This window comes from Haloferax larsenii (assembly GCF_024730625.1).
GTDB lineage: Archaea > Halobacteriota > Halobacteria > Halobacteriales > Haloferacaceae > Haloferax > Haloferax larsenii.
Genome location: NZ_CP078063.1, coordinates 14,729 through 38,627, shown reverse-complemented (window position 1 = coordinate 38,627; position 23,899 = coordinate 14,729). Strand labels below are relative to the sequence as shown.

Here is a 23,899-nt window from a genome sequence, read left to right as displayed (position 1 = left end):
CGACCGGAATAACTTCGTTGTCACACTGAGTGTCACATCATTCAGAACAAATTGTTGGAGTGAAACACTACTCGTCAGGTTCGTCGAGCACCTTCTCGGCGAGCGTCGGCACAAACGTGCCGATGTCAGTCACCATCCCGATGGCCTGCGACGAACCGCGGTCGAGTAGTTGCGTGACGGTCGCCGGGTTGATATCGACACAGACGGTCTTCGTGGTCGACGACAGGCAGTTCCCGACGGCGACAGAGTGCAGGAGCGTCGAGAGCATGAGCACCATGTCGGCTCGATGCGCCTGCTCACGGATGGCGTTCTGGGCTTCGATGGCGTCGGTGATGGTGTCGGGAAGCGGGCCGTCGTCCCGAATCGACCCCGCGAGGACGTACGACGCGTCGTTTTTGACACACTCGTACATGATTCCCTCCGTGATGAGGCCCTCTTCGACGGCCTCCTCGATACCACCGGCGCGGATGACTTCGCTGATGGTGTAGATGTGGTGTTTGTGTCCCTTTCGCGGGTGTTCCATCGTCTCCATGTCCATCCCGAGCGACGTGCCGTAGAGGCCGCGTTCGATGTCGTGGGTCGCAAACCCGTTCCCGGCGGAAATCATGTCGACGTAGCCCTCGCGAACGAGACGGGCGAGGGCGTCGCCACCGCCGGAGTGAATGAGCGCGGGACCGGCGACGACGAGGACGTTTCCGCCTTCCTTTTTGGTCTCTTTGAGGGCGTCGGCGATGTCGCCGATGAGCGACTCGGACGGGCGCTCAGAGGAGATACCGCCCTGCATGAAGCCGAAGGGACCGGAAGCGTCCCGCGGGCGTTCCGGCGGCTTGACACGGATTCCCGTGTCGTCGGTGACGACGAGGTCGCCCTCGTCGATTGAGTTGAGGACCTTCGTGTAGGCGCGCGCACCGTCGTCGGTCTCTTCGACGACGATTGCGCAGTCCATCTCGATATCCTCGACGGGAATCCACTCGCCGTCGTATCGAACGTCTGTTGGGTGGTTCGTCGTCGAGTAGAATCCGACCGGAACGACCTGGTCTGCGGGCGCGCGTTCGACGTGCGCGTCGGCAGTCGACGTGAGGTTCGCACCGATTTGGTTGAGTTCGTGGAGAATCTCTTGGATATCGTCGTCGTCGGCCGAGACTGTCATCCGACAGTACGACGTGTCGTGTTTCTGTCGCCCGACGTCGAACTCTTCGATATCGAAATCACCACCGAGGTCCATCACGATGCCCATCGCCTGCTGCATCATGCCCGAGTCGATGATGTGCCCTTCGAGTTCAACGGTCCGCGTGCTCGTCATTGAGGGAGAATTGGCCGAGGGGGTAAAATGGGTTACGGGGAGACACATTTTTACGAGTTTCAGGCGGCGGCCGAACCCCCCGTCGTCAGCTCAGAGGACGAACTCCTTAAACAGGTTTGCGACGGTCCAGACCGCCTGGTCGACGGGATGGCCCTTCTCGCCATCGACCCTGATGCGGCCGTCACGGAGCGCTTGGCGAACTTCTCCGAGCGGGTCGGGCGAGTCGGCAATCTCTTCGAGAACTGCGCGTTCTGTCGTGATTCGGGTCGAAGCGTCGGGGTTCGGCCCGAGTGCGACCTCCTCGATTCGCATGTCGTCGGCGACGACAGCCGAGTAGACGTGCGTCTCGGACTCGTCTTCGACGTAGACGTTCACCGTCTTCCCACCGATGAGGTCGCGAGCGAACATCACGTCGAACTGGTCGACGTTCTGGTTGTAGAGGTCGACACCGTTTTCGAGGAGCCTGAGAACTTCCTCGTCGCTCGGCGTCTCGGATTCCTGTGCGACGACGCTCCCGGTTGGGATGGTGAGCGCGACGACGAGAATCACGGCGAGGAAGCGTCTGAAGGATAGTGACATGATGAACGAGATACGTTGGCAGACAACATAACGGTTCCCGCGAGAGTTCACTTTGCCGACGCGGTGATTACTCGACTGGACGGACGGCCTGCAGGAACGACCGCAGGTGGCCGAACGTCTGTTCGAACGTCCGGTCGTAGTGGTCGAAGTGGTCCGCGGGGAGTTCGACGAGCGTCGCGTTCGGAATCTCGTCTGCGAGTGCAGCGACGGACTCCGCCGGTGCGACGTCGTCGCGCGTCCCGGAGACGAGCAGTGCCGGACATCTGAGTGATTCGGGGTCCGAAAGGGCAGTGTACCGGAACAGTGAGAGGAAGAGTCGTGCCGGAGTCTCGTCGCGCCACGCGCTCCCTGGCGGGAGGAGGTCCCGATAGGCGGTTCGAACCGCCGGGTCGTCGAAGACAGAACGGGTGCTCCCATCACCGAGTACGGGCACGCGATACGGGCCGAGAAGGCGCGACTGGAGTTTGTCTCGAACGCCCGCCGCAAGTGCCGAGAGCGTTCCAGTCACCCCTCGCCCACCAGTCACGGCCGACCCATCGAGCATCGGGTTCTGTGCAACGACGGCCACGACACGACCGTCTTCGGCGGCCGCTCGGAGTGCATACCCGCCGGAGAGGCCGGTCCCCCAGAGGACGATTCCGCCGGTGTCAACTTCGGGTCGCTCTCGAAGCCCGGCGATAGCGGCGTGCCAGTCTGCGACCTGTCTCTCGGGGTCGACGAGGTTCCGCGGTTCGCCGTCGGAGTCACCCGTGTTTCGATAGTCGAAGAGGAAGGCGGCGTATCCCGCTTCCGCCAGTCGCTCGGCGTAGCGCCGCAGTCCGAATCGACGCTCTGCGGCGAGTTCTCCGGCCATGACGACGACCGATGGGGAGTCGACGTCGTCCGGCCGGTAGAGCCATCCTGCACACGTCGTCCCTTCGCTCTCGAACGACAACGAGACGCGCGAGTAGTCGTAGTGTGAAGGTCGCCGTGGACCACGCGGCTTCGGTGGGTCGCCGCGGTGACGCCACGTGCTCATGGCTCTTCCTCCCTGTCGAGACTGTCGAGGACACGCTCCGACAACTCGACGTCGTCCAGTTCGTACCGGTTGTACGCTCGAACCCAGTCGGCTTCGAGTCGCCACGTCGCCTGTACGTCGTCGTCGCTTCGGAGTATCGTCGCGTCCACGCTCGTCGGTTCCCACTCGCCGTCCCGTGCGAGTTCGAGGAACGCGGTGACGGCACGACCTACCTCGCCACGGTTCGGCTCGACGCCCGGAAACGCCGTGAGATACGTCAGCGATAGCGGCGGGCCGGACGAAAGCGACTCGACGCTGATACCGTTGCCACGGAGGGCTTCCTCGACTGTGGCCACCGATTCGAGGTCGTTCATGGCATGCGATACGCCACCCGCCAGCCTAAACGTTTGCCGCGAGACACGTCCGTGAAGCGATTCGCAGGTTCGGAGAGCCAGCCTGCTCTCAGGTGTTCGAGAGCGAATCTGCTCTCAGGCTTCGGCGAGCACTCGACGGAGCGAATCGTGGAGCGAAAACAGTGGTTCGATGTCGCCGGCGGCGTAGTCGACGAGGAGACGTTCGAGTTCCGCGTGCGTCCGTGTCTCGTCGAGCCCGGCGGCGACCCCTTCGACGTAGGCAGCGCCGAGGCCCTCGCCGACGTGCATTCCCGTTACGTGTGGGTCGTCGATTCCGAGACCGTCCAGATACGCACGCGAGAGACCATAGTCGTCGTACCAGACGCTCGGCTGGTCGACGTCCGCCTCCTCGCAGGCCTTCCAGAGCGCTGGAATCTCTCGATTCTGCCGAACGGCGTGCGGGAACGCCTCTGCGGCGAGTGGGGCGAGGTCCACGTGGTTCGAAAAGAGAGACTCGATTCGCTCCGGAGCGTCGGCCCACATGCCTGCGTCGGCGACCTGCTCGGCCCACACCCGGAGATGGTGTTCGTCGAAGTTCCGCCCGTTGTACGTGAGGACTGTTCCACCGCGCGTCTCGCACCACTCGACGACGTCTCGGAGGAGGGCCGCGGTGTGTTCGACACTCCAGTCACCCTCTCGAAGGGCCACGGTCACTTCCGTCTCGTCGTTCTGGGACGCGCCGAGTCCGACGGCGACCAACTCGAACTCGTCTGTGTTTCGGAAGTCACTCGGCGGCCCGTCGGGACACGCCGTCTCGATATCGAGTGCGAGTCGGGCGTCGTTCATACTTCGGTGGTCGCCGCGGGCTGTGAAAAATGACCGGAAACGAGCGCCCTGCACCCTCGGCCACGCCGAGTGACTCACACAGTGGACGAGTCGCCCTCTCTCCAAAGGTGTGAGTACACCGATGAACGGTGAGATAATTCCTCACAGAATACTTCAACCAGTCTCGGTGACGTCAGAGAATATCACAACTTTCCCCCGAGACAATTGTTTCCGATTTAATCATCCTATTGGTGATTGTGTGCATGTAACGGTGTGAGGCCTCACTCGATGGCGGTGCCTGCCATGGCAATACCGTCACGAAACCCACTGGCACTCCCACCACACCACCACTTTTTGCCGGTTACACGTCGCTCCCACCAGGCCTCAGGTGCGACAGCCCTCCGTTTTGAGACTGACTGGTAGCGAATACAGTACAGTGTCCGCGAGAACAGTGCTGCCGCTTTCTGGTTGTGTGAGCGTTTCGAAAAAGACGACGTTCGGCCGGGCCTCAGGCGCGAAGCCTCAGGTGTCCGCTATTCCGAACCGAACATCTGGCGCATCATCGGGTGCATCTCCATGAGCTGCTCTTCTGCGATCTCCTCGTACAGCTTGTACGTGATGGAGACCGTAAGCAGCAGCCCCGTCCCGGAGACGGCACCGATGGTGCCCAGCATGTTCGCCATGACGGCGAGCAGACCCACGAGTGCGCCACCGATGACGGTCACCTGCGGGATGTACCGTTCCATGACCTTCTCGATGACCTGTGGGTTCCGGCGGAAACCGGGAATCTGCATCCCGGAGTTCTGAATCTGTTGCGCGGTGGATTCCGGGCCCATGCCCGTCGTCTCGACCCAGAAGATAGCGAACACCGCGCCACCGACAATCATGAACGTGAGGTCGATGAGGACGCGAATCGCGATATCGAGTGGGTCGGCCGACGTGAGGCCGAGGAACCACATCCAGTCGGAGCGCGACTGGACCGGTGCGAGATAGTAGAACAGGCCACCGGTGACCTGCCCGCTCGTGTACTGGCCGAGCCACGCGGGCATACTCGCCCACTGGCTGTCCAGGATGCGCCCCAGGAACTGGATGTTCGCCTGCAGGGCGCGGACGAGGATCATCGGCAGAACGCTCGCGTAGATGAGCTTCACCGGGAAGCGACCGCGGGCACCCTTCACACGGGCGTGCGAGAGGGGAATCTCGACGCGGACGCTCTCGGCGTACACGACGATGCCGAAGATGAGCAGCGTCGTGACGAGCGCGAGCAGTTGCCCCTGACCCAGGAAGATGGTCGAGAGCAAGTCAGTCGGCGACGTCGGTAGGTCGACCGCACCAGTGAGAATCCCGAACCACGTCGGGAAGAAGCCCGACGTGCCACCGAGACCCTGCCAGCTGAACAGCCCACCGACGAGCTGCTGGCTGACACCGGCAATAATGAACAGGCCGACACCGGAGCCGACGCCCCACTTGCTCACGATTTCGTCCATGAACAGGATGAGGACACCACCGACGGCGATCTGCGCGAAGATGAGCGCCTTCACGCCACCCGTACCGATGCCCAGCGACTGAGCAACGGCAGGGTCGGCAGGCAGGAAGCCGCCTGCGAACACCATCGGAAGGCCCGTCAGGACGATCATGACACCGACGAGCAACTTCTGCAGACCCTGATAGAGAATCTGGTCGCGTGGGTTGTTGTTGGTGTCGAGCCCGAGCAGGTCAGCACCGCCAAGCAGTTGCAAGACGATGCTCGCCGTGACGATTGGACCGATACCCAGTTGGAGCACCGAGCCCTGCTGGCCGGCCAAGATGGACCGGAACTGACCGAAGAGGTCGTTCGCGGCCCCAGCGTCGACGCCGAACAGCGTCACGTTCGTCAGGAAGAAGTACAAGACGAGGATGCCACCCGTCCACCCGAGCTTCCGGCGGAACGGTACGTGTCCCTCCGGTCGGGCGACTGCGGGCATCCGCGCCAGCACTGGTTCGGCGGTGTCCTTCCATCCCATGATTTATTCCTCGTCGTCTTCGTCGTCGGCAGCAGCCTCGGCTTCCTCGGCTGCTTCCTCTGCGCGCTCGGAGAGTTCGGTGCTGCCACCGCTCTCTTCGATGAGTTCGACGGCACCGGCGGTGAACGCGTCGGCGACGACGTGCAGTTCGTTGCGGACCTGCCCGCCACCGAGCACCTTCACGACGTCCGCGTCCCAGCCATCCTCGGCTACGTCGCGGGCGTCGATGGTGTACGCGTCACCGTCTTTCTCGGCGAGTCCGTCGGCGGCGAGGAGCGCGGCGTCCTCGTCGAGCTTCTGGACCTTGACTTCGGCGACGTCGTCCTGCAGGACGTCCGGTCGCTTGAAGCCGTGCTTGCCGAGCGGTTCGTAGTTGTGATACTCGTGTTTGTCGCGCCCGGCACGGCCGCGGCCGCCACGGTGACCGGCACCACGCCGGTTCTTGTGGGTACCGCCGCTGTGTGTCCGGGAACCACGTTGGCGTCGCTTCTTGGACGTCATCGCATTGCCTCCAGAAGCTCGTCAATCTCCTCGGTGGTATGCTTTCCGAGTTGGCCACCCTCCTTGGTGACGTGCTTCTGACCGCGGTGTCCGCCACGCGGCGGGTGCAGTCGGAGCACGGGAGACAGACCCTGCTCGCGCAGCGTCGTCTCCTCGTCGACGACGGCCGACGCGAGGTCGGCGACGTCGTCGTAGTCGGTGTTCTCGGAAACCCACTCGTCGGTAATCTCGTCGCTGCCCTCTTCGGGCTCGGCGCGCGTGCGGACGAGCGTCTCGACGACGTCGGCGCTCGGCGTGCCGTGCGCGACGTAGTCGTTGACCTTCGTGATCATGCCACGGTAGGTGTCCGACTCGGGGACGAACGTCGCGTGGTTCACGCTGCCGATGTTGAGCATCGTAAGCGTGTCACGGACGTCCTGTGCCATGTTGACTTCACCGCGAAGCTGAACGATGGCTTGCATTATTCGCGTACCTCCTGTCGAATCTCGCGAGCACGACGGGGCGTGCGGGACTGCGAGGCGTTCATCAGCGCGTTGTACGTTGCCTTGGCGAGGTTGACGGTCGTCCGCGTGTTCCCGTCACTCTTGGTCCAAGCGTCCTGGACGCCTGCGAGTTCGAGGATGTTGCGGACGGTCTCAGCAGCCGCGAGGCCGAGGCCCTGCGGTGCCGGGATGACCTTGACCGTCACGGAACCGGCCTTGCCCTCTGCCTTGCGGGAGAGGGAGTTCAGACCGCCTGCGCGGTCTTCCCACGAACCGGAGCCGCGGTCAACCTTGATAATGTTCAGTTTCGCCACCTCGATGGCTTTCTGGATTGCGCCGCCGACCTGGTCGTCGCGGGCTTCAGCGTAGCCGAGGTAGCCGTCACGGTTCCCGACTGCGACGACACACCGGAACTTCACCCGGCGGCCGGAGTCGGTCATGCGCTGGACCATGTTGATGTCGAGCACTTCGTCGTCCAGTCCGGGAAGGAGTTGGTCGACGATCTGGGGCTCCTTGAGCGGAAGCCCGGTCTCGAGCGCGTGGTCCATCGACGTGACGTCGCCGTTCTGCACCATGCGGCCGAGCCGCGTTCGCGGCTCCCAGCCGTTGTTATCTCTGCTCATTCGTCCTCCTGAAGGTTCCCGAGCACTTCGTCGAAGTGGTCGGGGAGGTTCGTGGCGTCGAAGTCTCCACTGTAGAGCGGCTCGTCGAGCTGCTCTGCGTACTCGGCGATGTGGACACCGCGGTTGCGGTCCCAGTCAGCGAGTACGTCGTCGTTGTGGGGGATTTCGAGGCCAGCGTCTATCGCACCCTCTTGCACTGCGAAGACCTTGTTGCCGGGCGTGGCCGTGTTGAGGCCGATGTCGAGGACCGCTTCCTCGAGACCGGCGGCCAGCGCTCGCTTTCCTGCGAGGTACCCCGTGAGGTACGCGCTCGGGAGGTTGCCCGTGGGGGCTTCCCAGCCGTACTCGGCGAGGTCCGCAGAGGTCGCTGCAGCGTGGGTGTTGTCACCGTTCGGGCCCGGAGTGACCAGCTGCGCCCTGACGTGCTTGTTGCTCACGCGAGCAACGAGGCGGGGCTTACCCGATTTCAGCAGGCGCAACCTTTGATGGTAGTCCGTCCGGACTTCACGGCGACGTCGCATCGGAACCTTGTATCGTGGTCCGGTCGCCATTATTGAATCTCCACCTGGTAGTTGTTCTGGATGTATGCTTCGAGCCGGTCGACGCTATCGAATTCACCGCCGGACGCCTTGTTGTAGACTTCGCGGTACTGGGAACTGTCGAGCGTTCCCTCGTCGCGAAGCTCCTTGAGGCGACGGCGCTGAGCGCGGATTCGGCTGACCCATGCGTCTTTCGTGTTCTGACGAGCACCGGAGCGGCCCTTGCGGGACCCGGCACCCTTGCGGTGGCCGTAGGAACGCTTGTCGGCGCGCTCGCGTGCGCGACCCTTGGAGTTACCCTTGGCGTCCTTGGCGCGAATCGTGCCCTCGTCGACGAGTTCACGGATGTCTTCGCGCGTGATGGCCTCCGCGATGTCGGCCTGTGCGTCAGGGTCGAACCAAACGCGACCCTTGCCAACGTCGAGGACGTCGGCAGCCATTCGCTTCTGTGCTTTCAGGTCCGTCATCAGTTATCCACCTCGACTTCGATGTAGGTGGGGTTGAGGACGCGAATCTCGCGGTCCTCACACACTTCCTCGATGCGCTCGCGCTTGCGCGCGCCGACCGAGGAGGCGATTCGTACGGCCTGCGTGTCGCCGTCGATGCCTTCGAGGTCGTCCACGTTGTGGACGCGAACTTCCTCGAAGCCGGACGGGTGCAGTCCGCGGGCGGCCTTCGGCGTGCGGTAACCCGCTTCCACCTTCGGGCCCTTGCCCTTGATGCCGATACGCTGCTTGGACAGGGTACCACGGGGGCGACGCCACGATTTGGGCGTGCGCTTCTTCTTGTGGTAGTCCTGTCGGTTGAACTGCGGCTTGCCTTCGCGGCGCTTCTGCGCCAGCGCGCGAGCCGTCTCGTCGTCGAGCTGGGGCTTCTTGTCCGCGTGACCGCGGGGCTGAAGCTCCGTCTCGACGTCTTCTTCTGGCTCTTCCTCTTCGGCTTCGGACTCGTCTTCGACTTCGGCCTCGGCCTCTTCGGAGACTTCGAGACCACCGACGTCGGCTTTGATACGCGCGGCGAGCGCGTTGCCGATGCCGTCGACTTCGGCCAGCTCAGACTGGCTTGCGGCCTGTACGTCGTCGACAGATTCGAAGCCAGCTTCGCGGAGCGCGTCGGCCTTCGACGGGCCGACACCGCTGATGTCTTCGAGTGCTGTGATTTCTTCCGACATTAGGCATCACCAGTCTTCGGTTTCTGCGTGATGTACACGCCGTCGGAGAACACGCGAGTGTCCTTGTCCTTGACGCGAGTGAGCTGTTCGATGTCGGCGGCAGTCTGCCCGACGTCCTCCTTGGAGGGACCCGTCAGGGTGACTTCTTCGCCGTCGACCTGTACGTTGGTGTCGCCGCGGACCGTCGTCCGTCGGGGAGATTTCTCACCAAGGAAGTTCTTGATGACGACGTCGTCACCTTCGACGTTCACTTGCATCGGGAAGTGAGCGTAGTGGACTTCCATCTTGTACTCCCAGCCGTCGGTGACGCCGTGAATCATGTTGTTCACGTGGCTCTCGAAGGTACCGACCGTCGCGTTCGTCTTCGCGTTCGTGACGTCGGTCTCGATGACCACGGCACCGTCTTCGACGGTGACCGAGACGTTCGGGTACCAAAGGCGTCGCGTGACGCTCCCTTCGGGACCCTCGACGGTGAGTTCGAGGTTGTCGACCTCGGCGGACACGTCGTCTGGAATTTGGATTTCTACTCGACTCATGATTCTAGTAGACGTAGGCGATTATCTGGCCACCGATACCCTGTTCGCGGGCCTCGTAGTGGCTCATGACGCCGTGGCTCGTCGTGACGATGAGCGCGCCGTAGTCACGAGCGGGGAGGAATCGCTTCTCCCACTTCTCGAAGTCGTCGGCGCCCGCGGAGTATCGCGGCTTGACGACGCCACACTTGTTGATGGCGCCTTTCAGTTCAACCTCGAACTTACCGGCCTTGCCGTCGTCGACGAACTCGAAGCCGTCGACGTACCCGCGGTCGTAGAAGACCTCGAGGACGGAGCCGATGATGTTGGAGGCGGGCTGGATCTCGTGGGACAGGTGTCCGACACTTTCGGCGTTGTTCACACCGGAGAGTGCGCTACTGAGTGGATCGTTGTCAGCCATGGCTTATCGGTACTTCTTGAATCCCATCTCGCGGGCGATCTCTCGGAAGCACTGGCGGCACAGGTTGATGTCGTACTTGCCGACAAGTCCCTGCTTACGACCGCAGCGCCGGCACTCGTTCTCCTGGCCGGTGCGGCGGCTTGCGTGCTCGCCCGTCTGTTCTGTTTCGCTGTCGCTCATTCTTCAACCTCCACGTCGAACGTGGATTCGATGAACGCGACAGCGTCGTCGATGGTCATCCGGTGGGACGACGGAATCTGACGAGAACGCTTGTCGCGCTTCTTCACACGGTAGCCGGGGCGGACGAGGTTGACCGTCACGTCCAGTCCGTAGATACCGATCTGCGGGTCGTACTCCTGGCTCGGGAACTCGGTGTGCTCTTCGACGCCGAAGCCGAAGTTCCCCGTCTCGTCGAACGACGAGCGGGCGAGGTCCGAAATCGGGAGTGCGGTTTCGAGGAACTCGACGGCGTTGTCACCGCGGAGGGTGACCTTCGCGCCGACGGGCTCACCGCGGCGGACGCCGAAGTCCTGCGAGGCACGGCCCGAGAGCGTCTGGACGCTCTCTTGGCCCGTAATCTCCTCGAGGATGTCCTCGGCGTTTGCGAGTTCGCGACCACCTTCGCCGACGCCCATGTGGACGACGACCTTCTCGATGCGCGGCTCGCGCATCTCGTGGAATTCTGCCTCGCTCATTCGTCATCACCCGTGAAGTTCTCGTCGATGACGACGACGTACTGTTCGATGGTCTCGAACCCGCCGTCTTCGTTCTCGACGATAACGGAGTTGTTTCCGCTGCCCGGCGTGACGATAATCTCGTCGATCTCGCCGATGTCGCCAGCGTGGGAACCGGCGACGGCAGTCACGAGCGCACTTTCCTCGTAGGGGAAGTGCGCGACGATTTCCTTCGACTCGTTGTCGACGACGATGGAGTCCTTGTTGGTGTACTCCGAGGCGTCTTCGACAACGATGTTGGAACCGTCGTGCAGGGTCAGCTGGAAGTCGCCGCCAGTGACCTGCGACTTGCGGACAATCTTCCCGAGACGGCTCGACGCCGAGTCGGCGTCGATGAGAGTGAGCGACAGACGGCCACCCTCGTCGGGGAAGACGCGGTAGTACTCCTCACGCTCGGTGAACGCCAGGATGTCGAACATCCCGATGGGGCGTCGAACGTCGGAGACGGCGTCGCCGTTGACCAGCACACTCTGCTGGTTGAGGGCGTACTGCGCCTCCTTCTTCGAGTCCACGTAGCCGAGCACGTCGCGCAGGACGATGAGCAGGGGAACCCCCGCTTCGCCGTGCGGACCTGCACCGGCCTTGACCGTGAACGTGCCTTCCTTGCGCTCGACCGGCCAGGACTTCGGTACGGACAGTCGCTTCTGGTGTCGAGTCATTCGTTATCCTCCTTGAGTCGGGCCTCGCGGACGTCGTCTTCGAGGTCCAGCTCGGTCACACGGACGTTGCTGGCCTGAAGCGGACGCGGAACCTCTTCACCGTCGGCCTTGGCCACGGTGACGCCGTCGACGTAGATGACGGCGTCGGTGAGGTCGACCTCGGTGACTTCGCCTTCTTCGCCGGCGAAGTCGCCGCGGAGAACCTCGACGGTGTCGCCCGCGTTGACGCGGACGTTTCGCTGACCGTACTCCTCGCGGAGGTCGGTCGTCAGGGTTGCGCGGACCTGCTTTTGCCGCTCGTGGAGCGGGGCGTCGCGAGACTGAATTCGCTGTTTGCGCGGTTGTCGAGTCATACTATACAATCATCGTAGCCGTCGATGCGATACTCCCGAAGCGCTCGGCCACTTCACGCGCGATGGGACCCTTGATTTCGGTCCCGCGAGGCTCTTCCATCTCGTCGATGATGACGGCGGCGTTGTCCTCGAACTTCACGCGCGTTCCGTCCGGCCGGCGGATAGATTTCCGCTGGCGGACGACAACGGCTTCGAGCACCTGGCGGCGCATCTCGGGGGTACCCTTGGTGACCGAGACGGTCACCTTGTCCCCGATGCCTGCCTTGGGGTGGCGGTTCTTCGTGCCGGAGTAACCCGCGACGCTGATAATCTTGAGTTCACGTGCGCCAGTGTTGTCGGCACATGTGACCAGCGAACCGCGAGCGATTCCCTTGGTGATGTCTGCTTTGAGCGCTTCCATCACTCGTCACCTCCCATAATCTCGACGACGACGTGGGATTTCGTCTTCGAGAGAGGTCGGGTCTCCGCAATTGTTACTTCGTCACCGACAGCGACGTCGTCGAGCACGCCCGGCACGTGTGCCGGGATGCGGGAACGTCGCTTCATGTAGCGGTCGTACTTCGGAACGAATACGTCGTACTCCCGCTCGACGATGACGGTCTTTTCCATGTCCGTCGAGACGACCGTCCCCTCCAGGGTCTGACCCCGGACGGAGAGCGAGCCGTAGAACGGACACTTCTCATAGTCGTACGCCTCGGAGTCTTCTGGCTCCGGAGGCATTGGAACGTCTAGTCCTATCGCCATTTCGAGTCACCTGTAGTTTCGGTGCGCAGGGCGGGTCGTGAGAGCAGTCGTGCGCCATCCACCGTAACGTAGGCCACGCCCTCGCAATTCTCGGAGGAACTCCGAGAAGCGTCCGAGTGTGTCTCGGAACGCCGGTAAGACTGACTGGTTTCAAATCTACCAGCAGTTTCCGACCGAAGTTTGGACGTGGTCCCCGACACCTTCGCGGCGTCGGCGGCTTCATCTGTACGCGGAATTTCGAACTGGAATGTTGCGCCTTGCTTTGGCACCTGCCGCACCCGAGACCCGTCGTCGACCATGATGGTTTGCATGGTCTCGACGACGACACGCCCAGCTATCCCGACCAAGTCGGGGTTCGCTGCGTCGACGACCTCGACGTCGAGGCCGTTGAGTTCGTGTCGTGTGAGTGTCTCGGGTGTGAGTGGCATCGTTATTCTTCGTCGAAGTCGCCTTCTTCGCGCTGGATCGTCTTGATCCGCGCGACAGTGCGCTTCAGTTCGGCAACGCGACCGGGGTTGTCCGGTGCGCCACCCGCGGCCTGCACGGCCTTGGTGTTGAGCAGCTCGGTCTCGAGCTCTTCGAGCTCGGCTTCGCGCTCTGCAGCCGTCATGTCGCGGATTTCGTCAGTGTAGAGGATCGCCATTTATTCCTCCTCCGTTTCGTCTTCGTCTTCCATCTCGGCGACGAGGTCGGCCGCCTCTTCGGCGACGTCTTCGTCGAGTTCTTCCTCGACGGCTTCCTCGTCGTCGGCGTCGGCGTCGTCTTCGACGACTTCCTCGTCGTCGTCAACAACTTCCTCGACGGCTTCCTCGACGACTTCTTCGTCGACGGCGTCCGTCTCGGGTTCGGCTTCCTCGGAGACGTCCGGAACTTCTTCCGGCTCCTCTTCGAGGAGGTCCTCGACGCTCTCGGGCTCTTCGAACTGCTCGACCGCTTCGGGGTCTGCGTCTTCCTCGACTTCGAAGTCGTCGGGGAGGCGCGCTCCCGGCGGGATGATCTTGACGGTGACGCCAATGGTGCCGAGCTTCATGACTGCGACACCCTGGCCTTCGTCGACGATCTCCTGAGCAGGTTCGCCGTTGTGCTTGATGTAGCCGCGGTTGAACTTCTCCACGCGCGAGCGAGCACCAGTGACCTTTCCGGACAGGACGATTTCGGCACCGAGGGCGCCGGCGTCCATGATGCGGTCGATGGTCGTGTGACCCGCTTTGCGGAAGTACCAGCCACGCTCGAGTGCGTTGGCGAGGCGGTCGGCGACGATTCGGGCGTTGAGGTCCGGCTCGTCGACTTCCTGCACGTCGATCTGGGGGTCGTCGAGGTTGAATCGCTCTTCGAGTTCGCGGGTTACCTTACGGATGTTCTTCCCGCCTTTCCCGATGACCATCCCGGGCTTTTCGGCCTTGAGCACGATCTGAGTGCCCATCGGCGTCTTGGCGACGTCCATGCCGCCGTAGCCGGCGCGGCCGAGTTCCTCTGCGAAGAACTCGTCGATTTGGGACTTCTGCAGTCCGTCTTCGATGAATTGGTGTTCGTCAGCCATTATTCCTCGACCTCCTCGATGATGAGTTCGACGTCACAGATTGGGGTGTTCCACGGGTCTGCCCGGCCGAATGCGCGGGGCTTCCGACCCGGACGTTCGCCGACCTTGTGGGCGGCGACGTGCTTGATCTCCATCGCAGGTCCGTCGAAGCCCTGTTCGGTCGCGTTGTTGCGAACGTTCTCCAGGAGCTCGAGGAACGCCTTGGACGCCTTCTCAGGGTATCGTCCTGCGTCCCAGCCCTCGATGTCGCTCCGGTGACCCACACCGGAGTTGTGCTGCTTGAACGGAACCGACCGCTCGCCGTCGATGACGGCTTCGAGGTACTCCTCTGCGTCGGCGACGGTCATCCCCTTGATGGCGCGGGAGATGGCCTTACTGTGCTTGATGCTGATGGGCCGGTCCCGGAGCATACCTTTGGCCGTGGTTTCCGGGTCGGCCTCGACGCTGTAGTTGATTCCCATGGTTTATTTGAGCGGCACGAACTTCGAAGACCGGGTCGCGCCGATACCGGCCTGACCGTGCTCGACCGACGTGCGGGTGAGCTGGAACTCGCCAAGGTAGTGTCCGATCATCTCGGGCTGAATCTTGACGCGCTCGAACTCTTTCCCGTCGTAGACGGCGAAGGTGAGCTCGACGAAGGAAGGAAGAATCGGCATGTCACGCAGATGCGTGCGGATAGGCGCGTTTGCCGTCTCCTCTTCCGTCTTGTCTCGGACCTTCTCGAGCAGCTTCTGCTGTTCGGTCGAGAGGCCACGGGTGATGGTTCGCCGCTGACGAGCGGGGAGCAGTTCCGCAACTTCTTCGAGCTCCATATCCTGCAGCTCTTCGAGCGTGTAGCCACGGTAGGTGAACTCACCTTCGCGGCCGGTACGGTATTGCGTGCTCATGTTCAGTTACCTCCCTTTCCACCGCGACCGGTGCGCTTGGAGGCGATGTCACCGACCTTCCGGCCCGGCGGAGCGTTCCGCGAGACGGACTTCGGCTGACCTGGGTGCTGTCGGCCACCGCCACCGAACGGGTGGTCGACGGCGTTCATGGCAACACCACGGACACGCGGCCACTTGATACCGCGCGCTTTCATCTTGTGGTACTTCTTCCCTGCCTTGACGAACGGCTTCTCCGTGCGGCCGCCACCGGCGACGACGCCGATGGTGGCTCGGCAGGTGGGGTTGAGGCGCTTGACCTCACCCGACGGCAGCTTCACGACAGCGACCTCGCGGTCGTGCGAGAGAAGCTGCGCGCTGACACCGGATGCGCGGGCGAACTTCCCACCGTCGCCGGGCTGACGCTCGACGTTACAGACGGGAACACCCTCGGGAATCTCGGCGAGTGGCAGCGTGTTGCCGGGCTTGATCTCGGCGGAGATGCCGATCTGAAGCTCTTCGCCGACGGCGACGCCCTCGGGGACGAGAATCATGCGCTGTTCGTCCTCGAACTCGACGAGGGCGATAGGCGCACTGCGGGCGGGGTCGTGCTCGATGCTGACGACCGTGCCCGAGATGGTGCCGTCGTCCTCGGACTTCTTGTGCGAGAGTTCGGCCTTGTAGCGGTGCGACGGCGCCCGGAAGGTGGACGTACCGCGACCACGACGCTGGCCCTGAATGCGGCGTCCCATGGTTAGAACACCCCAATTCGCGACGCGACTTCCTGCGCGTCGTCGTCTTCGGTGAGACGAACGGTTGCTTTCTTCTTTCCTTTCATCGTAACCTGCGTGTTGACTTTGTCGATGGTCACGTCGTAACGCGACTCGATTTCGTCCTTGATGTCAGACTTGGTCGCATCGACGTGGACGATGAACTGGAGCTTGTTGTCGAAGTCCATCGCGTTCATCGCCTTCTCTGTGACCAGCGGGTGTTCGATGATGCTCATCGTTCTGCGACCTCCTCGAGTGCGCTCTCGGTGAAGATGGTGAGGCGACCGGCGTGCGTACCGGGCGCGAGGTCCTCGGCGGAGACGTTCGCCGCGGTGGCGACGTCGACACCGGCGAGGTTGCGAGCAGCCTTCGAGGGCTCCTCGGCCGTCACGAAGAGAATGGACTTCGGACGCGTGTACTTGCGGCCACGGAGCTTACCCTGGCCACTCTTCACCTTCTTGTTCTCTTCGGAGCGCTCGATGTCGCCGTAGACGCCAAGCGACTGCAGGAGGTCGACGACCTCCTTCGTCTTGACGAGGTCGTCGAAGTCGTCGGAGACGACGAGCGGGAGTTCGAGGTCGTCCTCGAACTCGTGCCCGCGCTCACGAACGAGTTCGGGGTTCGTCGTGGCGGCGAGTGCCGAGCGAACGGCGAGCTTACGCTCCTTTGTGTTGATTTCCTTGCCCTGGTCCTTCTCGGCCTTCGGCGGGTGTGCGCGGCGACCGGAGACGGCGTGCGGGACACGTCGGGCCACACCGTTCTGGCGTGGGTCGTGGGACATGCCGCGACCGCTGCCCATGGACTCTGCCGGCGTTCGCATGCCGGCGTAAGGGTCGGAACCGTACGGCTGTTTTCGGTTAGCCTGCGCGGCGACGACAGCACGCTTGATGAGGTCCGGACGGTAGTCCGTCTCGAAGACCTCCGGCAGCTCGACGCTGCCTGCGTCCTCGCCGTTCAGGTTTCGGATAGTTGCCTGCATGGTTTATCCCTGGTTCGATGCGGTAGAGACGTAGCGCACCTCGGGGTCGAGGCGCGGCTGGTCGTTCGGCCGGACGGCCGGGCGGAACCGCAGAAGACGCTTGTTGGGGCCCGGAAGCGAGCCCTTGACGAGCGCGTAGTGCCCGTCGACCTCACCGTAGTTGACGAAGCCGCCGTCGACGGTCGGCTCGTCACCCTCACCGAGGTCGATGAGGCGCTTGTTGAGTTCGGTGCGCTGGTGGTAGCCGGTCTGACCGAGCTGCGGAACCGTCGAGCGAACGCGCGATGGGTTCCACGGGCCGAGGTTGCCAATACGGCGACGCCAGCCCTGACGGGCGTGCTTGCCCTTCCGCTTCTGGACGCCCCATCGCTTGACGGGACCTTGCGTACCTTTCCCTTTCGTGACGCCGGCTGCGTCGAGGTACTCACCAGCACGGAACACGTCGGACATCTCGTGTTCGCCACCCTCGCCAACGAGTTCGAGGGCGAAATCGGCGCGCTCCACGAGGGAGCCGCCACCGACGCGCGTCTCCATCACGTCGGGCTTCTTCTTCGGCACGTTCTTGAGTCCAGCCGGGACCGTGTGCGTGATGACGCGAAGGTCGTCGACTTCGCCGGCCTCGACGGCCTCGCGAAGGGCTTCGGCGTCCTCCTCGAACGTGTCTTCTGCCGGAAGGTCGAGGACGCGGTCGAGTTCGTCGTGGAACTCACTCGCCCAGACCTCGGTCTTCGGCTTCATACCGTACGACGTCTGTTCGTAGGCTCGAACGGCGACAGCGCGCATCGGTGGCGTCTCGACGACGGTCACCGGAACGGCTTCCTCCATCCCTTCTCGGGGGGAGTCGGCCTCGTCGTTGACCATCATGACGTGCGTCATGCCGGCCTTGTAGCCAGCGAAGCCCTGCAGTGCAGGGGACCCATCGTCACTTGGCCACGACTTGATGCGTGGGACCTCTTTGGTCGCACGCTTGCGCGGGCTGAAGCCCATCGAGCCTTTTCGTGGTCTGCTTGGTTGTGGCATATGTTCACTCCGTGAGTGTCAGGGAGGCGAGTGAGGCGAACATCGCTTCTTCAGTTCGCACCACGTCGCTCCCCTGTCGCGGAATCGTATTGAGCCAGAGGTCGAACCCCGGACCAACGGAGGGTTCGACGTCTGCGACATCCTCGGGAGTCATCCCCAGCATGTCCGGAAGCCCACGGCCCGGCGAACCGAACACGACGGTCATACCGTCGGCGTCGGCGATACGGGCTGTCAGTTCCCCCAGTCGGGGGACCGAAAGCGGCTCACCATAGCGAGACGTGGCGATTCGCACGCCCGCATCCGGTCTGCCGAGAGCTTCCGTGAGGTCCATGCGGGATACGTCGAACCCCGGAAGGGGCTCGTCGACGATCCTCGCACGGACCGGTTCTCGCGAAGAGATCCTGACAGCGACGCGCTCTCCCTCTGTGGCGTCCATCCCGGGAGGGACGAACAGGGAGATCGGGTGTTGCATTCCGCAATTGACCCGAACGCGGTCGTCAGGTCCGACCTCGGTCACGATTCCTTCTCGCAACGCGGGCAACTCGTCAGAGTCGTCCGCGGTCGTAGACGAGACGAGAACGGGCGGCAGGATACCAGCGTACCGGAGTTCGTCACGCTTGCCCCAGACCTCTTTGCGAAGGTATGGGGGCGTCGCAGCGTACCGAAGTACGGTTTCGACGAACTCGCCGCCCCACTTGTTCTCGCCATCTTCGTCGGGGAAGATGACGAGTTCGTCCGCCCGGAAGACCGCCGCCGCGCGGGCGACGTAGCCGAGTTTGCGAGTTGCCTCGCGTTGATCTTCGGCTTCCCGGACGAGTGAGGACGGCACGAGTACGCTGAGTGTCATGCCGGATTCATCCTCGTCTCGTCTAGACTGTGGCGTTTCTACCGGGGGGTTACCTAAAAGAGTAGCGAATCCATTCTCGGGTGATATGGCGTCCCACGCCTTCGTTTGTGGCGGATTGGCGAATGACTCGTGGTACTGAATCACGCGGTGTCAGATAGGTCCGTTTCACTGAATTTCACGTGGTAGCAGGTACCGCGCTGTCGCCCGATTTCTCCCCCGTTTCGCAAGTCTTATTTATGAACCCGGCATTATCCAGAAACGCAGCAGAACGCAACGATACCCGCGGAATGCGCTGGTAGTGTAGTGGTATCACGTGACCTTGCCATGGTCACAACCTGGGTTCAAATCCCAGCCAGCGCACTTCCACCACATGCGTCGGTAGTGTAGTGGTATCACGTGACCTTGCCATGGTCACAACCTGGGTTCAAATCCCAGCCGACGCACTTCTTCGGAACACAAACCTCCGAGAGACCTCCGTGTCTCTTGGTTCTGTGAGGATAAATGCGGCCTGGTGGGATTTGAACTAGCGAGCGAACGCTAGTGAGCGAGTGAAGTTCACAATCCCAGCCGACGCACTTCTACAACGAGCCTACCTTCCGAGCGACCGCTGTGCGTGTCGCTCGGACTGTGAGTCGCGAATGCGAGAACTGGGATTTGAATCAGGGAGCGACGCGAACGAAGTGAGCAGAGCGACTGAGGTTCACAATCCCAGCCGACGAGTACGTCAGTTCGCATCCTCCCCATACACACTCGTTTCAGGATAGAACCCGGACCAGCCGAGCCAGAACATCGGTGGGTGGTCGTTCGCCCGGGTCAAATCATGGGTCGCCTGCGGACCAGAGACTCCCGCACCGGTCGACCGCTGCCACCTCGTTGCACCCGCCGAGAGTCGACTCGGTCCGTCTGCAGAGAAGTGCAACGTCTGCCTCTCAACCCGGCGCTCGTAGGCGACGAGCGTATTCCCCGGTGCCACGGTGACGACGACCGGAAGCCCGCCCACGTCGTCGTCGACGACACCCTCACGCCGAATAGTTTCGAACGGATAGGCACGAGCAGCGTCGCCGTGAGCGACTCCGAGTACCAACGACCGAGGGTGCAGGCCATTCGAATCCGTGCCGAATCCGATGACTGACGGTGAGTCTCGACGATACTTCGGGATGAAGTAGTCGAACGTCGCCTCACGTCCGCGGATGGTGTTCGACTGCGGTGGTGGCAAGAGAACGTCCGTTTCTGGATGTTCAGCACTCCACGCTCCCCACGTCGTGAGCGACGAGGGTCGAATCGTGAGTTCGGTGCCAGTTAGCGGGCCGTTGATTGCTGTCGCGAGCAACTGCGACCACAGGCTCTCTGTTGCCCGGTCGTAGAGAACGAGGTCCGAGCGCCAGAGATAGCCCGAGACGCCGAAAGTGGTCGTAGACCCACCGACGACCCGGTCGACGACGACACTGCTCCCACAGAGTACACAGTAGGTGACGGCGATTGGACCACCGAATGTGTCGTTGACAATCTCGTGCCAATCGAGTATTCGAAGTGGGTACGCCCGCGCTCTGTCCCCGTCTGTGAGGCCGATAACGGGTGCGTCGCCCGGGAGCGTGGTCGATTCTGCACGCGAGTCATCTGGGAGGGAAAGGCCGTCCCAGTCGTCCCCGAATACTGGGTCGACAATCGCCGGGATATGGTCGCGCGTTAGGGGAGAACGCATCTCGCGCCGGGAGACTGGAAGCGTGACCTCGCCACGCCGTGGAAGGCGACCATCGGGTCGCGGGGACGACGTGTTGGAAGTCGTCGCGTTTCTCACGGAGGGCAGGTCGTCGCCGGTGACGCGACTCCCCGGAAGGGTGACGCACCCAGCGAGTCCAACGCCCGCAACTCCGGCGAGTCTGGCGAGGTAGTCCCGGCGGTCCATTCTTCATACTTGGACCGCACCCGACCAAAAGCCGACTCTGCTGGGAGACAGTAGCGCACAAGCGCAGGAGGGGGCGCACGGTTACTCTCCCGAGAGTGCCACACCCGAGTCGCGACCGTCTTTTCCGTGACGCCAGTACCAGTACAGTCCGTACAGGCCGCCGGCGAGTAACACCAGTGCGAACCCTTCGAGCGCGTAGTGTAGCGGAGCCCCGTTCGCAGCGATTCCGTCCGAGACCTGGAGCAGTTCGTACGAGAGCCACGTGAGACACATCGACACGAGAAGCACGGTCCGTTCGAAGGCCATCTCGTCGCGGAAGTACTGGACGAGCGTAAATACGAGAAGCGTCGCGTACGCGACGAGCAACCACTCATCGACGATTTCGGGAATCATGACCAGTCCCACGGACCGACTGCGACGACGAGTCCCGCGACGGTTGCGACGATGGCGACGAAGACGAGTGGCGACGTGGACGCCACCGACGTGAGAAAGTCGATTGGCCCGGCGCTCTGAGAGACACCGATATCGAACTGTCCGGTAGAGAGGGCGACAGAGAGGCCGATAATGGCGGCAACGACACCGGCGAGTCGCCCACCGAGGGAGGAATCGGAGACCATACTCCACGTCTGAACGTCCGATACTAAGTAATTGACATCTCAGCCGTCGGGTGCACCACATCTCTGCCCGCGTGCGCCGCACACTCCCGCGTGCGCAAGCGAAGAAGAGATAATTGTATTCGACCGAGAGTTAATACCCGAGCGTGTCCACCGTCTCGATTCGCTCGATACCGTCGAGTTCGCAGAGGGACGCGACGTCAGGTTCCGGAATCGAGACGACCACACCACCGAACTGGAGTTCCCGTTCGACCGTCCCACCGAGGTCGGAGACGCGTTCGTCGAGTTTGGTGCGGGCCTCGTCGTCCGTGGGTTCGATTCGGAGTTCGGCCAGTTCGTCGTCGAAGGGGTCGTCACGCATCCGCCGAACGGGGTGAGAGAGATACATGGCTACTGCTCCGTAGTGCCGAGAAAAAACAGTCGCGGTCGACCGCGGCGGCCCCGTCTGGGCAGTTGGCCCGGGCGTTGAAGCCTCAATCTTCGGTGTAGTAGTACAGCGCTTCGCGCGCGGCATTGCAGTCTGGGCACACCGAGGGGAACGCTGTGAGCGACCCTACTGCGCCACAGTCGTCACACTGCCAGACGAGGTGCGCTTCGCCGAAGTTCTTGTGTGCGAGCGACCGGTTTTCGACGACGGACGGCGGGTTCACGGCCCGAGACTCGGTCGTCGAACGTCGTTCAATCGTCTCCCACATCGCGGGGTCGCCCTCGAACGGCCGCGCCGGTTGTGCAGGTGTCTTGGTTGATTTGGTAGCCATACGCATACATTGGTTCGCGGACACCATAATGCTCGTCGTCAGTCGTCGAGAGTGTCCGGCCACGACGACCATCTAAGTTCGAACCGGACCGGCCCCTCAGGGAGGAACCGACTGGTGTCGGTATCCAGAACCACTTTCTCTGGACGGGGAATCACGACGCGCTCGTCGCCGATGCGAACCTCGACGTCGTCGGAGGCGTTCGCAAACAGGTGGTCGAACTGCTCGAGCGCAGCGACGACTTCACGCCGGTTCGTCCCACCGGACTGTGAATCGAGCGGGACGCCGCCGAAGAGCGGTCGGACGTTCACGTCGCGAGAGCGGTTCGAGAGGACGGCGTTCACCGCAGCACCGAGCAGAATCACGAGGCCGCTGAAGTAGAGCCACGTCAAGAGAACCAAAATCCCGGCGACGACGCTGGAATCGGGAGAGCGACTGCTGAACTGGACGTAGAGCCGAAAGAGCGATTCGAACGTCGTCAGTCCGACCGCCGCCACGAGCGTCCCGGGGACGACTTCGAGGGCGACGAGGTCCTCGTCCGGGAAGATGTAGTACATCGGGAAGAACGTCGCGAACAGGACGACGACGAGGAGGACGCGGTAGATGACCCACCCGAGCGTCCCGTCGAGTGGCGGGAGCACAGTCTCGATGAGCGCCCCGACGACCACGGCGAGCGCCACGGTAGCGAAGACGACGATACCGTCCGAGAGCTGGTCGGCGAACGTGTTGGCGGCCTCCGACTCGTAGATGTCCGAGAAGGCTGTGTCGAGACTGCGGAAGATTCGGAGTGTCCCCCAAACGAGGACGAGCACCCCAATGAGAGACAGGCTGGCAAGTTGGCTCGACGCCTCTAATTCGGCGACGATGACGCCGCTCGCGCCGGGAGTGAGTACGGATTCGATGACTGCGAAGACGCTCTCGCGGAGGTTCTGGTTCCCAGTCGCGGAGACCGCAGCGAGGACGAGCAGAAACAACGGAAGAAGCGAGACGAACGCTCCGTAGGCGATGCTTCCAGCCATGAACGTGAGACGTTCTGTGCGCACCTCGTAGACGATTGCTCGTCCGAGCGTGAGCGCTCGCTCGACGCGTGAATTCATGCCATCCGATACGTCGGCAGAGGAGAAAAAGCACGCCGCAGCCGAGTGTCAGTGCTGGTCAGAAAACAGCGAAAGCGCGATGCCGAAGATGGCGCCCGTTGCGGTCCATTCGGTCGCATAGCCCACGACGGAACCGATAGCGGCACCGAGGGCGACGCAGACGACGACGCTCACAGCGAAAACCGCAAGCCGACGAGTGTGCCCGGAGCGAACCATATCGAAGTCGGAGGCCATTCTGCAGCATAGCCTCGTCGGTTCGAAATCGTCGTGCAGTGGCGTGGCACACCCGTTTTTACAGTTCAGTACGACGAGACATCCGATATGACAGTCATCGCAATGCTGAGCGTCGCACCGGTAATCGAAGAGAGCATGTCCGGAGAGGTCGCGAAGGCGGTCGCCGCCCTCGACGACTTCGACGTCTCCTACGAGACGAATCCGATGGGCACCGTCATCGAGGCCGACGACATCGACGAACTGCTCGCGGCGGTCGGCGCGGCCCACAAAGCGGTCGACGGCGACCGAATCAGTACGTTCCTCAAGATAGACGACAAACGCACCTCCGACCAGCGCGCCGCGGACAAAGTCGCCGCCGTCGAAGACCACCTCGGGAGGGAAGCGAAGAAAGAACGCGAGTGAGTTTTCGCGTCGGTCGAGGCCTGCCCGCGGCCCGAATTCGGTATTCGACTGACAAACCCTTTAGCGGAAGGCG

The 23,899-nt window shown here is 62.7% G+C and carries 38 protein-coding genes and 2 tRNA genes; 3 read left to right on the top strand and 37 right to left on the bottom strand.

Going from position 1 to position 23,899, the window contains the following annotated elements:
* Positions 1-67: 67 nt before the first annotated feature.
* The 30 genes from KU306_RS00275 to KU306_RS00130 form a co-directional block, all read right to left on the bottom strand.
* Positions 68-1,303: an ornithine cyclodeaminase, nickel-pincer nucleotide-dependent gene (locus KU306_RS00275; RefSeq protein WP_007543074.1), complete on the bottom strand. Its 1,236-nt coding sequence runs from the start codon at positions 1,301-1,303 to the stop codon at positions 68-70.
* Positions 1,304-1,393: 90 nt separating this feature from the next.
* Positions 1,394-1,882, bottom strand: coding sequence for a hypothetical protein (locus tag KU306_RS00270; RefSeq protein ID WP_007543076.1), 489 nt, complete (start codon positions 1,880-1,882; stop codon positions 1,394-1,396).
* Between the two features lie 67 nt (positions 1,883-1,949).
* Positions 1,950-2,900 (bottom strand): alpha/beta hydrolase, encoded by a 951-nt coding sequence (locus KU306_RS00265; protein ID WP_258302507.1) that lies wholly within the window; start codon positions 2,898-2,900, stop codon positions 1,950-1,952.
* On the bottom strand, positions 2,897-3,253 hold the full coding sequence (locus KU306_RS00260; protein ID WP_258302506.1) for a DUF8159 domain-containing protein: 357 nt from the start codon (positions 3,251-3,253) through the stop codon (positions 2,897-2,899). The genes KU306_RS00265 and KU306_RS00260 overlap by 4 nt, the downstream gene beginning before the upstream one ends.
* Before the next feature lie 114 nt (positions 3,254-3,367).
* Complete coding sequence (locus KU306_RS00255; protein WP_258302505.1) at positions 3,368-4,078, bottom strand: hypothetical protein; 711 nt, start codon at positions 4,076-4,078, stop codon at positions 3,368-3,370.
* Positions 4,079-4,590: 512 nt separating this feature from the next.
* Positions 4,591-6,060: a preprotein translocase subunit SecY gene (gene secY / locus KU306_RS00250; protein WP_007543082.1), complete on the bottom strand. Its 1,470-nt coding sequence runs from the start codon at positions 6,058-6,060 to the stop codon at positions 4,591-4,593.
* Between the two features lie 3 nt (positions 6,061-6,063).
* The gene (locus tag KU306_RS00245; RefSeq protein WP_007543083.1) at positions 6,064-6,561 is read right to left on the bottom strand and encodes an uL15m family ribosomal protein; all 498 of its coding nucleotides are present in this window, start codon (positions 6,559-6,561) and stop codon (positions 6,064-6,066) included.
* Entirely contained in the window at positions 6,558-7,022 is a 465-nt protein-coding gene (locus tag KU306_RS00240) for a 50S ribosomal protein L30 (RefSeq protein ID WP_007543085.1), read from the bottom strand. The genes KU306_RS00245 and KU306_RS00240 overlap by 4 nt, the downstream gene beginning before the upstream one ends.
* A complete protein-coding gene (locus tag KU306_RS00235; protein ID WP_049918764.1) occupies positions 7,022-7,666 on the bottom strand; it encodes a 30S ribosomal protein S5 in 645 nt (214 codons plus the stop codon). Before KU306_RS00235 ends, KU306_RS00240 begins: the two co-directional genes overlap by 1 nt.
* Positions 7,663-8,217, bottom strand: a complete 555-nt coding sequence (locus KU306_RS00230) for a 50S ribosomal protein L18 (protein WP_258302504.1) — start codon at positions 8,215-8,217, stop codon at positions 7,663-7,665. Before KU306_RS00230 ends, KU306_RS00235 begins: the two co-directional genes overlap by 4 nt.
* Complete coding sequence (locus KU306_RS00225; protein WP_007543092.1) at positions 8,217-8,672, bottom strand: 50S ribosomal protein L19e; 456 nt, start codon at positions 8,670-8,672, stop codon at positions 8,217-8,219. Before KU306_RS00225 ends, KU306_RS00230 begins: the two co-directional genes overlap by 1 nt.
* Positions 8,672-9,376, bottom strand: coding sequence for a 50S ribosomal protein L32e (locus KU306_RS00220; RefSeq protein WP_007543094.1), 705 nt, complete (start codon positions 9,374-9,376; stop codon positions 8,672-8,674). Before KU306_RS00220 ends, KU306_RS00225 begins: the two co-directional genes overlap by 1 nt.
* Positions 9,376-9,912: a 50S ribosomal protein L6 gene (locus tag KU306_RS00215; RefSeq protein ID WP_007543096.1), complete on the bottom strand. Its 537-nt coding sequence runs from the start codon at positions 9,910-9,912 to the stop codon at positions 9,376-9,378. The genes KU306_RS00220 and KU306_RS00215 overlap by 1 nt, the downstream gene beginning before the upstream one ends.
* A 4-nt stretch (positions 9,913-9,916) precedes the next feature.
* Entirely contained in the window at positions 9,917-10,309 is a 393-nt protein-coding gene (locus KU306_RS00210) for a 30S ribosomal protein S8 (RefSeq protein WP_007543098.1), read from the bottom strand.
* Positions 10,310-10,312: 3 nt separating this feature from the next.
* The gene (locus KU306_RS00205; protein ID WP_007543099.1) at positions 10,313-10,489 is read right to left on the bottom strand and encodes a 30S ribosomal protein S14; all 177 of its coding nucleotides are present in this window, start codon (positions 10,487-10,489) and stop codon (positions 10,313-10,315) included.
* Positions 10,486-11,004 (bottom strand): 50S ribosomal protein L5, encoded by a 519-nt coding sequence (locus tag KU306_RS00200; RefSeq protein WP_007543102.1) that lies wholly within the window; start codon positions 11,002-11,004, stop codon positions 10,486-10,488. Before KU306_RS00200 ends, KU306_RS00205 begins: the two co-directional genes overlap by 4 nt.
* Entirely contained in the window at positions 11,001-11,702 is a 702-nt protein-coding gene (locus KU306_RS00195) for a 30S ribosomal protein S4e (RefSeq protein ID WP_258302503.1), read from the bottom strand. The genes KU306_RS00200 and KU306_RS00195 overlap by 4 nt, the downstream gene beginning before the upstream one ends.
* On the bottom strand, positions 11,699-12,055 hold the full coding sequence (rplX, locus tag KU306_RS00190; protein WP_007543106.1) for a 50S ribosomal protein L24: 357 nt from the start codon (positions 12,053-12,055) through the stop codon (positions 11,699-11,701). Before rplX ends, KU306_RS00195 begins: the two co-directional genes overlap by 4 nt.
* 1 nt (position 12,056) lies before the next feature.
* Positions 12,057-12,455, bottom strand: a complete 399-nt coding sequence (locus KU306_RS00185) for a 50S ribosomal protein L14 (protein WP_007543109.1) — start codon at positions 12,453-12,455, stop codon at positions 12,057-12,059.
* The gene (locus tag KU306_RS00180) at positions 12,455-12,799 is read right to left on the bottom strand and encodes a 30S ribosomal protein S17 (RefSeq protein WP_049907717.1); all 345 of its coding nucleotides are present in this window, start codon (positions 12,797-12,799) and stop codon (positions 12,455-12,457) included. The genes KU306_RS00185 and KU306_RS00180 overlap by 1 nt, the downstream gene beginning before the upstream one ends.
* Complete coding sequence (locus tag KU306_RS00175; protein ID WP_007543112.1) at positions 12,790-13,227, bottom strand: ribonuclease P protein component 1; 438 nt, start codon at positions 13,225-13,227, stop codon at positions 12,790-12,792. The genes KU306_RS00180 and KU306_RS00175 overlap by 10 nt, the downstream gene beginning before the upstream one ends.
* Before the next feature lie 2 nt (positions 13,228-13,229).
* Positions 13,230-13,442, bottom strand: a complete 213-nt coding sequence (rpmC, locus tag KU306_RS00170; protein WP_007543113.1) for a 50S ribosomal protein L29 — start codon at positions 13,440-13,442, stop codon at positions 13,230-13,232.
* Positions 13,443-14,339: a 30S ribosomal protein S3 gene (locus KU306_RS00165; protein ID WP_007543115.1), complete on the bottom strand. Its 897-nt coding sequence runs from the start codon at positions 14,337-14,339 to the stop codon at positions 13,443-13,445.
* Positions 14,339-14,800 carry a 50S ribosomal protein L22 gene (locus KU306_RS00160; protein WP_007543116.1) on the bottom strand — a complete coding sequence of 154 codons (462 nt, stop codon included), beginning with the start codon at positions 14,798-14,800 and terminating at the stop codon, positions 14,339-14,341. The genes KU306_RS00165 and KU306_RS00160 overlap by 1 nt, the downstream gene beginning before the upstream one ends.
* 3 nt (positions 14,801-14,803) lie before the next feature.
* Complete coding sequence (locus KU306_RS00155; RefSeq protein ID WP_007543117.1) at positions 14,804-15,226, bottom strand: 30S ribosomal protein S19; 423 nt, start codon at positions 15,224-15,226, stop codon at positions 14,804-14,806.
* Positions 15,227-15,228: 2 nt separating this feature from the next.
* Positions 15,229-15,954: a 50S ribosomal protein L2 gene (locus KU306_RS00150; protein WP_007543118.1), complete on the bottom strand. Its 726-nt coding sequence runs from the start codon at positions 15,952-15,954 to the stop codon at positions 15,229-15,231.
* A 2-nt stretch (positions 15,955-15,956) separates the two neighbouring features.
* The gene (locus KU306_RS00145) at positions 15,957-16,208 is read right to left on the bottom strand and encodes a 50S ribosomal protein L23 (RefSeq protein WP_007543119.1); all 252 of its coding nucleotides are present in this window, start codon (positions 16,206-16,208) and stop codon (positions 15,957-15,959) included.
* Positions 16,205-16,951: a 50S ribosomal protein L4 gene (gene rpl4p, locus KU306_RS00140; protein ID WP_007543120.1), complete on the bottom strand. Its 747-nt coding sequence runs from the start codon at positions 16,949-16,951 to the stop codon at positions 16,205-16,207. Before rpl4p ends, KU306_RS00145 begins: the two co-directional genes overlap by 4 nt.
* 3 nt (positions 16,952-16,954) lie before the next feature.
* The gene (locus KU306_RS00135; protein WP_007543121.1) at positions 16,955-17,971 is read right to left on the bottom strand and encodes a 50S ribosomal protein L3; all 1,017 of its coding nucleotides are present in this window, start codon (positions 17,969-17,971) and stop codon (positions 16,955-16,957) included.
* Positions 17,972-17,975: 4 nt separating this feature from the next.
* Positions 17,976-18,818 (bottom strand): putative RNA uridine N3 methyltransferase, encoded by an 843-nt coding sequence (locus tag KU306_RS00130; RefSeq protein WP_007543122.1) that lies wholly within the window; start codon positions 18,816-18,818, stop codon positions 17,976-17,978.
* A gap of 289 nt (positions 18,819-19,107) precedes the next feature.
* Here KU306_RS00130 and KU306_RS00125 point away from each other — a divergent pair.
* Together KU306_RS00125 and KU306_RS00120 are read left to right on the top strand one after the other, a co-directional pair.
* A tRNA-Gly gene (locus tag KU306_RS00125) sits at positions 19,108-19,178 on the top strand.
* Positions 19,179-19,190: 12 nt separating this feature from the next.
* A tRNA-Gly gene (locus tag KU306_RS00120) sits at positions 19,191-19,261 on the top strand.
* 281 nt (positions 19,262-19,542) lie between these two features.
* Here KU306_RS00120 and KU306_RS00115 read toward each other — a convergent pair.
* The 7 genes from KU306_RS00115 to KU306_RS00085 form a co-directional block, all read right to left on the bottom strand.
* The gene (locus KU306_RS00115; protein ID WP_258302502.1) at positions 19,543-20,724 is read right to left on the bottom strand and encodes a DUF3179 domain-containing protein; all 1,182 of its coding nucleotides are present in this window, start codon (positions 20,722-20,724) and stop codon (positions 19,543-19,545) included.
* A gap of 81 nt (positions 20,725-20,805) precedes the next feature.
* Positions 20,806-21,117, bottom strand: a complete 312-nt coding sequence (locus KU306_RS00110) for a hypothetical protein (protein WP_258302501.1) — start codon at positions 21,115-21,117, stop codon at positions 20,806-20,808.
* Positions 21,114-21,341, bottom strand: a complete 228-nt coding sequence (locus tag KU306_RS00105) for a hypothetical protein (protein ID WP_007543125.1) — start codon at positions 21,339-21,341, stop codon at positions 21,114-21,116. The genes KU306_RS00110 and KU306_RS00105 overlap by 4 nt, the downstream gene beginning before the upstream one ends.
* 130 nt (positions 21,342-21,471) lie before the next feature.
* A complete protein-coding gene (locus KU306_RS00100) occupies positions 21,472-21,726 on the bottom strand; it encodes a hypothetical protein (protein ID WP_193788116.1) in 255 nt (84 codons plus the stop codon).
* Positions 21,727-21,811: 85 nt separating this feature from the next.
* Positions 21,812-22,096, bottom strand: coding sequence for a DUF7130 family rubredoxin-like protein (locus tag KU306_RS00095; protein WP_049918805.1), 285 nt, complete (start codon positions 22,094-22,096; stop codon positions 21,812-21,814).
* A 38-nt stretch (positions 22,097-22,134) separates the two neighbouring features.
* Positions 22,135-23,190, bottom strand: coding sequence for a YihY/virulence factor BrkB family protein (locus KU306_RS00090; RefSeq protein WP_258302500.1), 1,056 nt, complete (start codon positions 23,188-23,190; stop codon positions 22,135-22,137).
* Between the two features lie 48 nt (positions 23,191-23,238).
* Positions 23,239-23,424 carry a hypothetical protein gene (locus KU306_RS00085; RefSeq protein ID WP_007543129.1) on the bottom strand — a complete coding sequence of 62 codons (186 nt, stop codon included), beginning with the start codon at positions 23,422-23,424 and terminating at the stop codon, positions 23,239-23,241.
* 87 nt (positions 23,425-23,511) lie between these two features.
* Here KU306_RS00085 and KU306_RS00080 point away from each other — a divergent pair, with 87 nt between their 5' ends.
* Positions 23,512-23,826 (top strand): MTH1187 family thiamine-binding protein, encoded by a 315-nt coding sequence (locus KU306_RS00080; RefSeq protein WP_007543130.1) that lies wholly within the window; start codon positions 23,512-23,514, stop codon positions 23,824-23,826.
* The last annotated feature ends 73 nt before the right edge of the window (positions 23,827-23,899 follow it).

Bases quoted from the DNA above. Each gene is read 5' to 3' on its own strand.
- KU306_RS00270 (WP_007543076.1), bottom strand. From the start codon at position 1,882: ATGTCACTATCCTTCAGACGCTTCCTCGCCGTGATTCTCGTCGTCGCG.
- KU306_RS00275 (WP_007543074.1), bottom strand. From the start codon at position 1,303: ATGACGAGCACGCGGACCGTTGAACTCGAAGGGCACATCATCGACTCG.
- KU306_RS00110 (WP_258302501.1), bottom strand. From the start codon at position 21,117: ATGATTCCCGAAATCGTCGATGAGTGGTTGCTCGTCGCGTACGCGACG.
- KU306_RS00115 (WP_258302502.1), bottom strand. From the start codon at position 20,724: ATGGACCGCCGGGACTACCTCGCCAGACTCGCCGGAGTTGCGGGCGTT.
- KU306_RS00150 (WP_007543118.1), bottom strand. From the start codon at position 15,954: ATGGGACGCCGCATTCAGGGCCAGCGTCGTGGTCGCGGTACGTCCACC.
- KU306_RS00180 (WP_049907717.1), bottom strand. From the start codon at position 12,799: ATGGCGATAGGACTAGACGTTCCAATGCCTCCGGAGCCAGAAGACTCC.
- KU306_RS00090 (WP_258302500.1), bottom strand. From the start codon at position 23,190: ATGAATTCACGCGTCGAGCGAGCGCTCACGCTCGGACGAGCAATCGTC.
- KU306_RS00210 (WP_007543098.1), bottom strand. From the start codon at position 10,309: ATGGCTGACAACGATCCACTCAGTAGCGCACTCTCCGGTGTGAACAAC.
- KU306_RS00225 (WP_007543092.1), bottom strand. From the start codon at position 8,672: ATGACGGACCTGAAAGCACAGAAGCGAATGGCTGCCGACGTCCTCGAC.
- KU306_RS00145 (WP_007543119.1), bottom strand. From the start codon at position 16,208: ATGAGCATCATCGAACACCCGCTGGTCACAGAGAAGGCGATGAACGCG.
- rpl4p (WP_007543120.1), bottom strand. From the start codon at position 16,951: ATGCAGGCAACTATCCGAAACCTGAACGGCGAGGACGCAGGCAGCGTC.
- KU306_RS00235 (WP_049918764.1), bottom strand. From the start codon at position 7,666: ATGAGCAGAGATAACAACGGCTGGGAGCCGCGAACGCGGCTCGGCCGC.
- KU306_RS00220 (WP_007543094.1), bottom strand. From the start codon at position 9,376: ATGTCGGAAGAAATCACAGCACTCGAAGACATCAGCGGTGTCGGCCCG.
- KU306_RS00085 (WP_007543129.1), bottom strand. From the start codon at position 23,424: ATGGCCTCCGACTTCGATATGGTTCGCTCCGGGCACACTCGTCGGCTT.
- KU306_RS00160 (WP_007543116.1), bottom strand. From the start codon at position 14,800: ATGGGAATCAACTACAGCGTCGAGGCCGACCCGGAAACCACGGCCAAA.
- KU306_RS00255 (WP_258302505.1), bottom strand. From the start codon at position 4,078: ATGAACGACGCCCGACTCGCACTCGATATCGAGACGGCGTGTCCCGAC.
- KU306_RS00100 (WP_193788116.1), bottom strand. From the start codon at position 21,726: ATGTATCTCTCTCACCCCGTTCGGCGGATGCGTGACGACCCCTTCGAC.
- KU306_RS00130 (WP_007543122.1), bottom strand. From the start codon at position 18,818: ATGACACTCAGCGTACTCGTGCCGTCCTCACTCGTCCGGGAAGCCGAA.
- KU306_RS00195 (WP_258302503.1), bottom strand. From the start codon at position 11,702: ATGACTCGACACCAGAAGCGACTGTCCGTACCGAAGTCCTGGCCGGTC.
- KU306_RS00245 (WP_007543083.1), bottom strand. From the start codon at position 6,561: ATGACGTCCAAGAAGCGACGCCAACGTGGTTCCCGGACACACAGCGGC.
- rpmC (WP_007543113.1), bottom strand. From the start codon at position 13,442: ATGGCGATCCTCTACACTGACGAAATCCGCGACATGACGGCTGCAGAG.
- KU306_RS00080 (WP_007543130.1), top strand. From the start codon at position 23,512: ATGACAGTCATCGCAATGCTGAGCGTCGCACCGGTAATCGAAGAGAGC.
- KU306_RS00200 (WP_007543102.1), bottom strand. From the start codon at position 11,004: ATGAGCGAGGCAGAATTCCACGAGATGCGCGAGCCGCGCATCGAGAAG.
- KU306_RS00135 (WP_007543121.1), bottom strand. From the start codon at position 17,971: ATGCCACAACCAAGCAGACCACGAAAAGGCTCGATGGGCTTCAGCCCG.
- secY (WP_007543082.1), bottom strand. From the start codon at position 6,060: ATGGGATGGAAGGACACCGCCGAACCAGTGCTGGCGCGGATGCCCGCA.
- KU306_RS00185 (WP_007543109.1), bottom strand. From the start codon at position 12,455: ATGGAAGCGCTCAAAGCAGACATCACCAAGGGAATCGCTCGCGGTTCG.
- KU306_RS00095 (WP_049918805.1), bottom strand. From the start codon at position 22,096: ATGGCTACCAAATCAACCAAGACACCTGCACAACCGGCGCGGCCGTTC.
- KU306_RS00205 (WP_007543099.1), bottom strand. From the start codon at position 10,489: ATGAGCGACAGCGAAACAGAACAGACGGGCGAGCACGCAAGCCGCCGC.
- KU306_RS00240 (WP_007543085.1), bottom strand. From the start codon at position 7,022: ATGCAAGCCATCGTTCAGCTTCGCGGTGAAGTCAACATGGCACAGGAC.
- KU306_RS00105 (WP_007543125.1), bottom strand. From the start codon at position 21,341: ATGGTCTCCGATTCCTCCCTCGGTGGGCGACTCGCCGGTGTCGTTGCC.
- KU306_RS00260 (WP_258302506.1), bottom strand. From the start codon at position 3,253: ATGAACGACCTCGAATCGGTGGCCACAGTCGAGGAAGCCCTCCGTGGC.
- KU306_RS00215 (WP_007543096.1), bottom strand. From the start codon at position 9,912: ATGAGTCGAGTAGAAATCCAAATTCCAGACGACGTGTCCGCCGAGGTC.
- KU306_RS00165 (WP_007543115.1), bottom strand. From the start codon at position 14,339: ATGGCTGACGAACACCAATTCATCGAAGACGGACTGCAGAAGTCCCAA.
- KU306_RS00155 (WP_007543117.1), bottom strand. From the start codon at position 15,226: ATGAGCACGCAATACCGTACCGGCCGCGAAGGTGAGTTCACCTACCGT.
- rplX (WP_007543106.1), bottom strand. From the start codon at position 12,055: ATGACTCGACAACCGCGCAAACAGCGAATTCAGTCTCGCGACGCCCCG.
- KU306_RS00230 (WP_258302504.1), bottom strand. From the start codon at position 8,217: ATGGCGACCGGACCACGATACAAGGTTCCGATGCGACGTCGCCGTGAA.
- KU306_RS00175 (WP_007543112.1), bottom strand. From the start codon at position 13,227: ATGCCACTCACACCCGAGACACTCACACGACACGAACTCAACGGCCTC.
- KU306_RS00265 (WP_258302507.1), bottom strand. From the start codon at position 2,900: ATGAGCACGTGGCGTCACCGCGGCGACCCACCGAAGCCGCGTGGTCCA.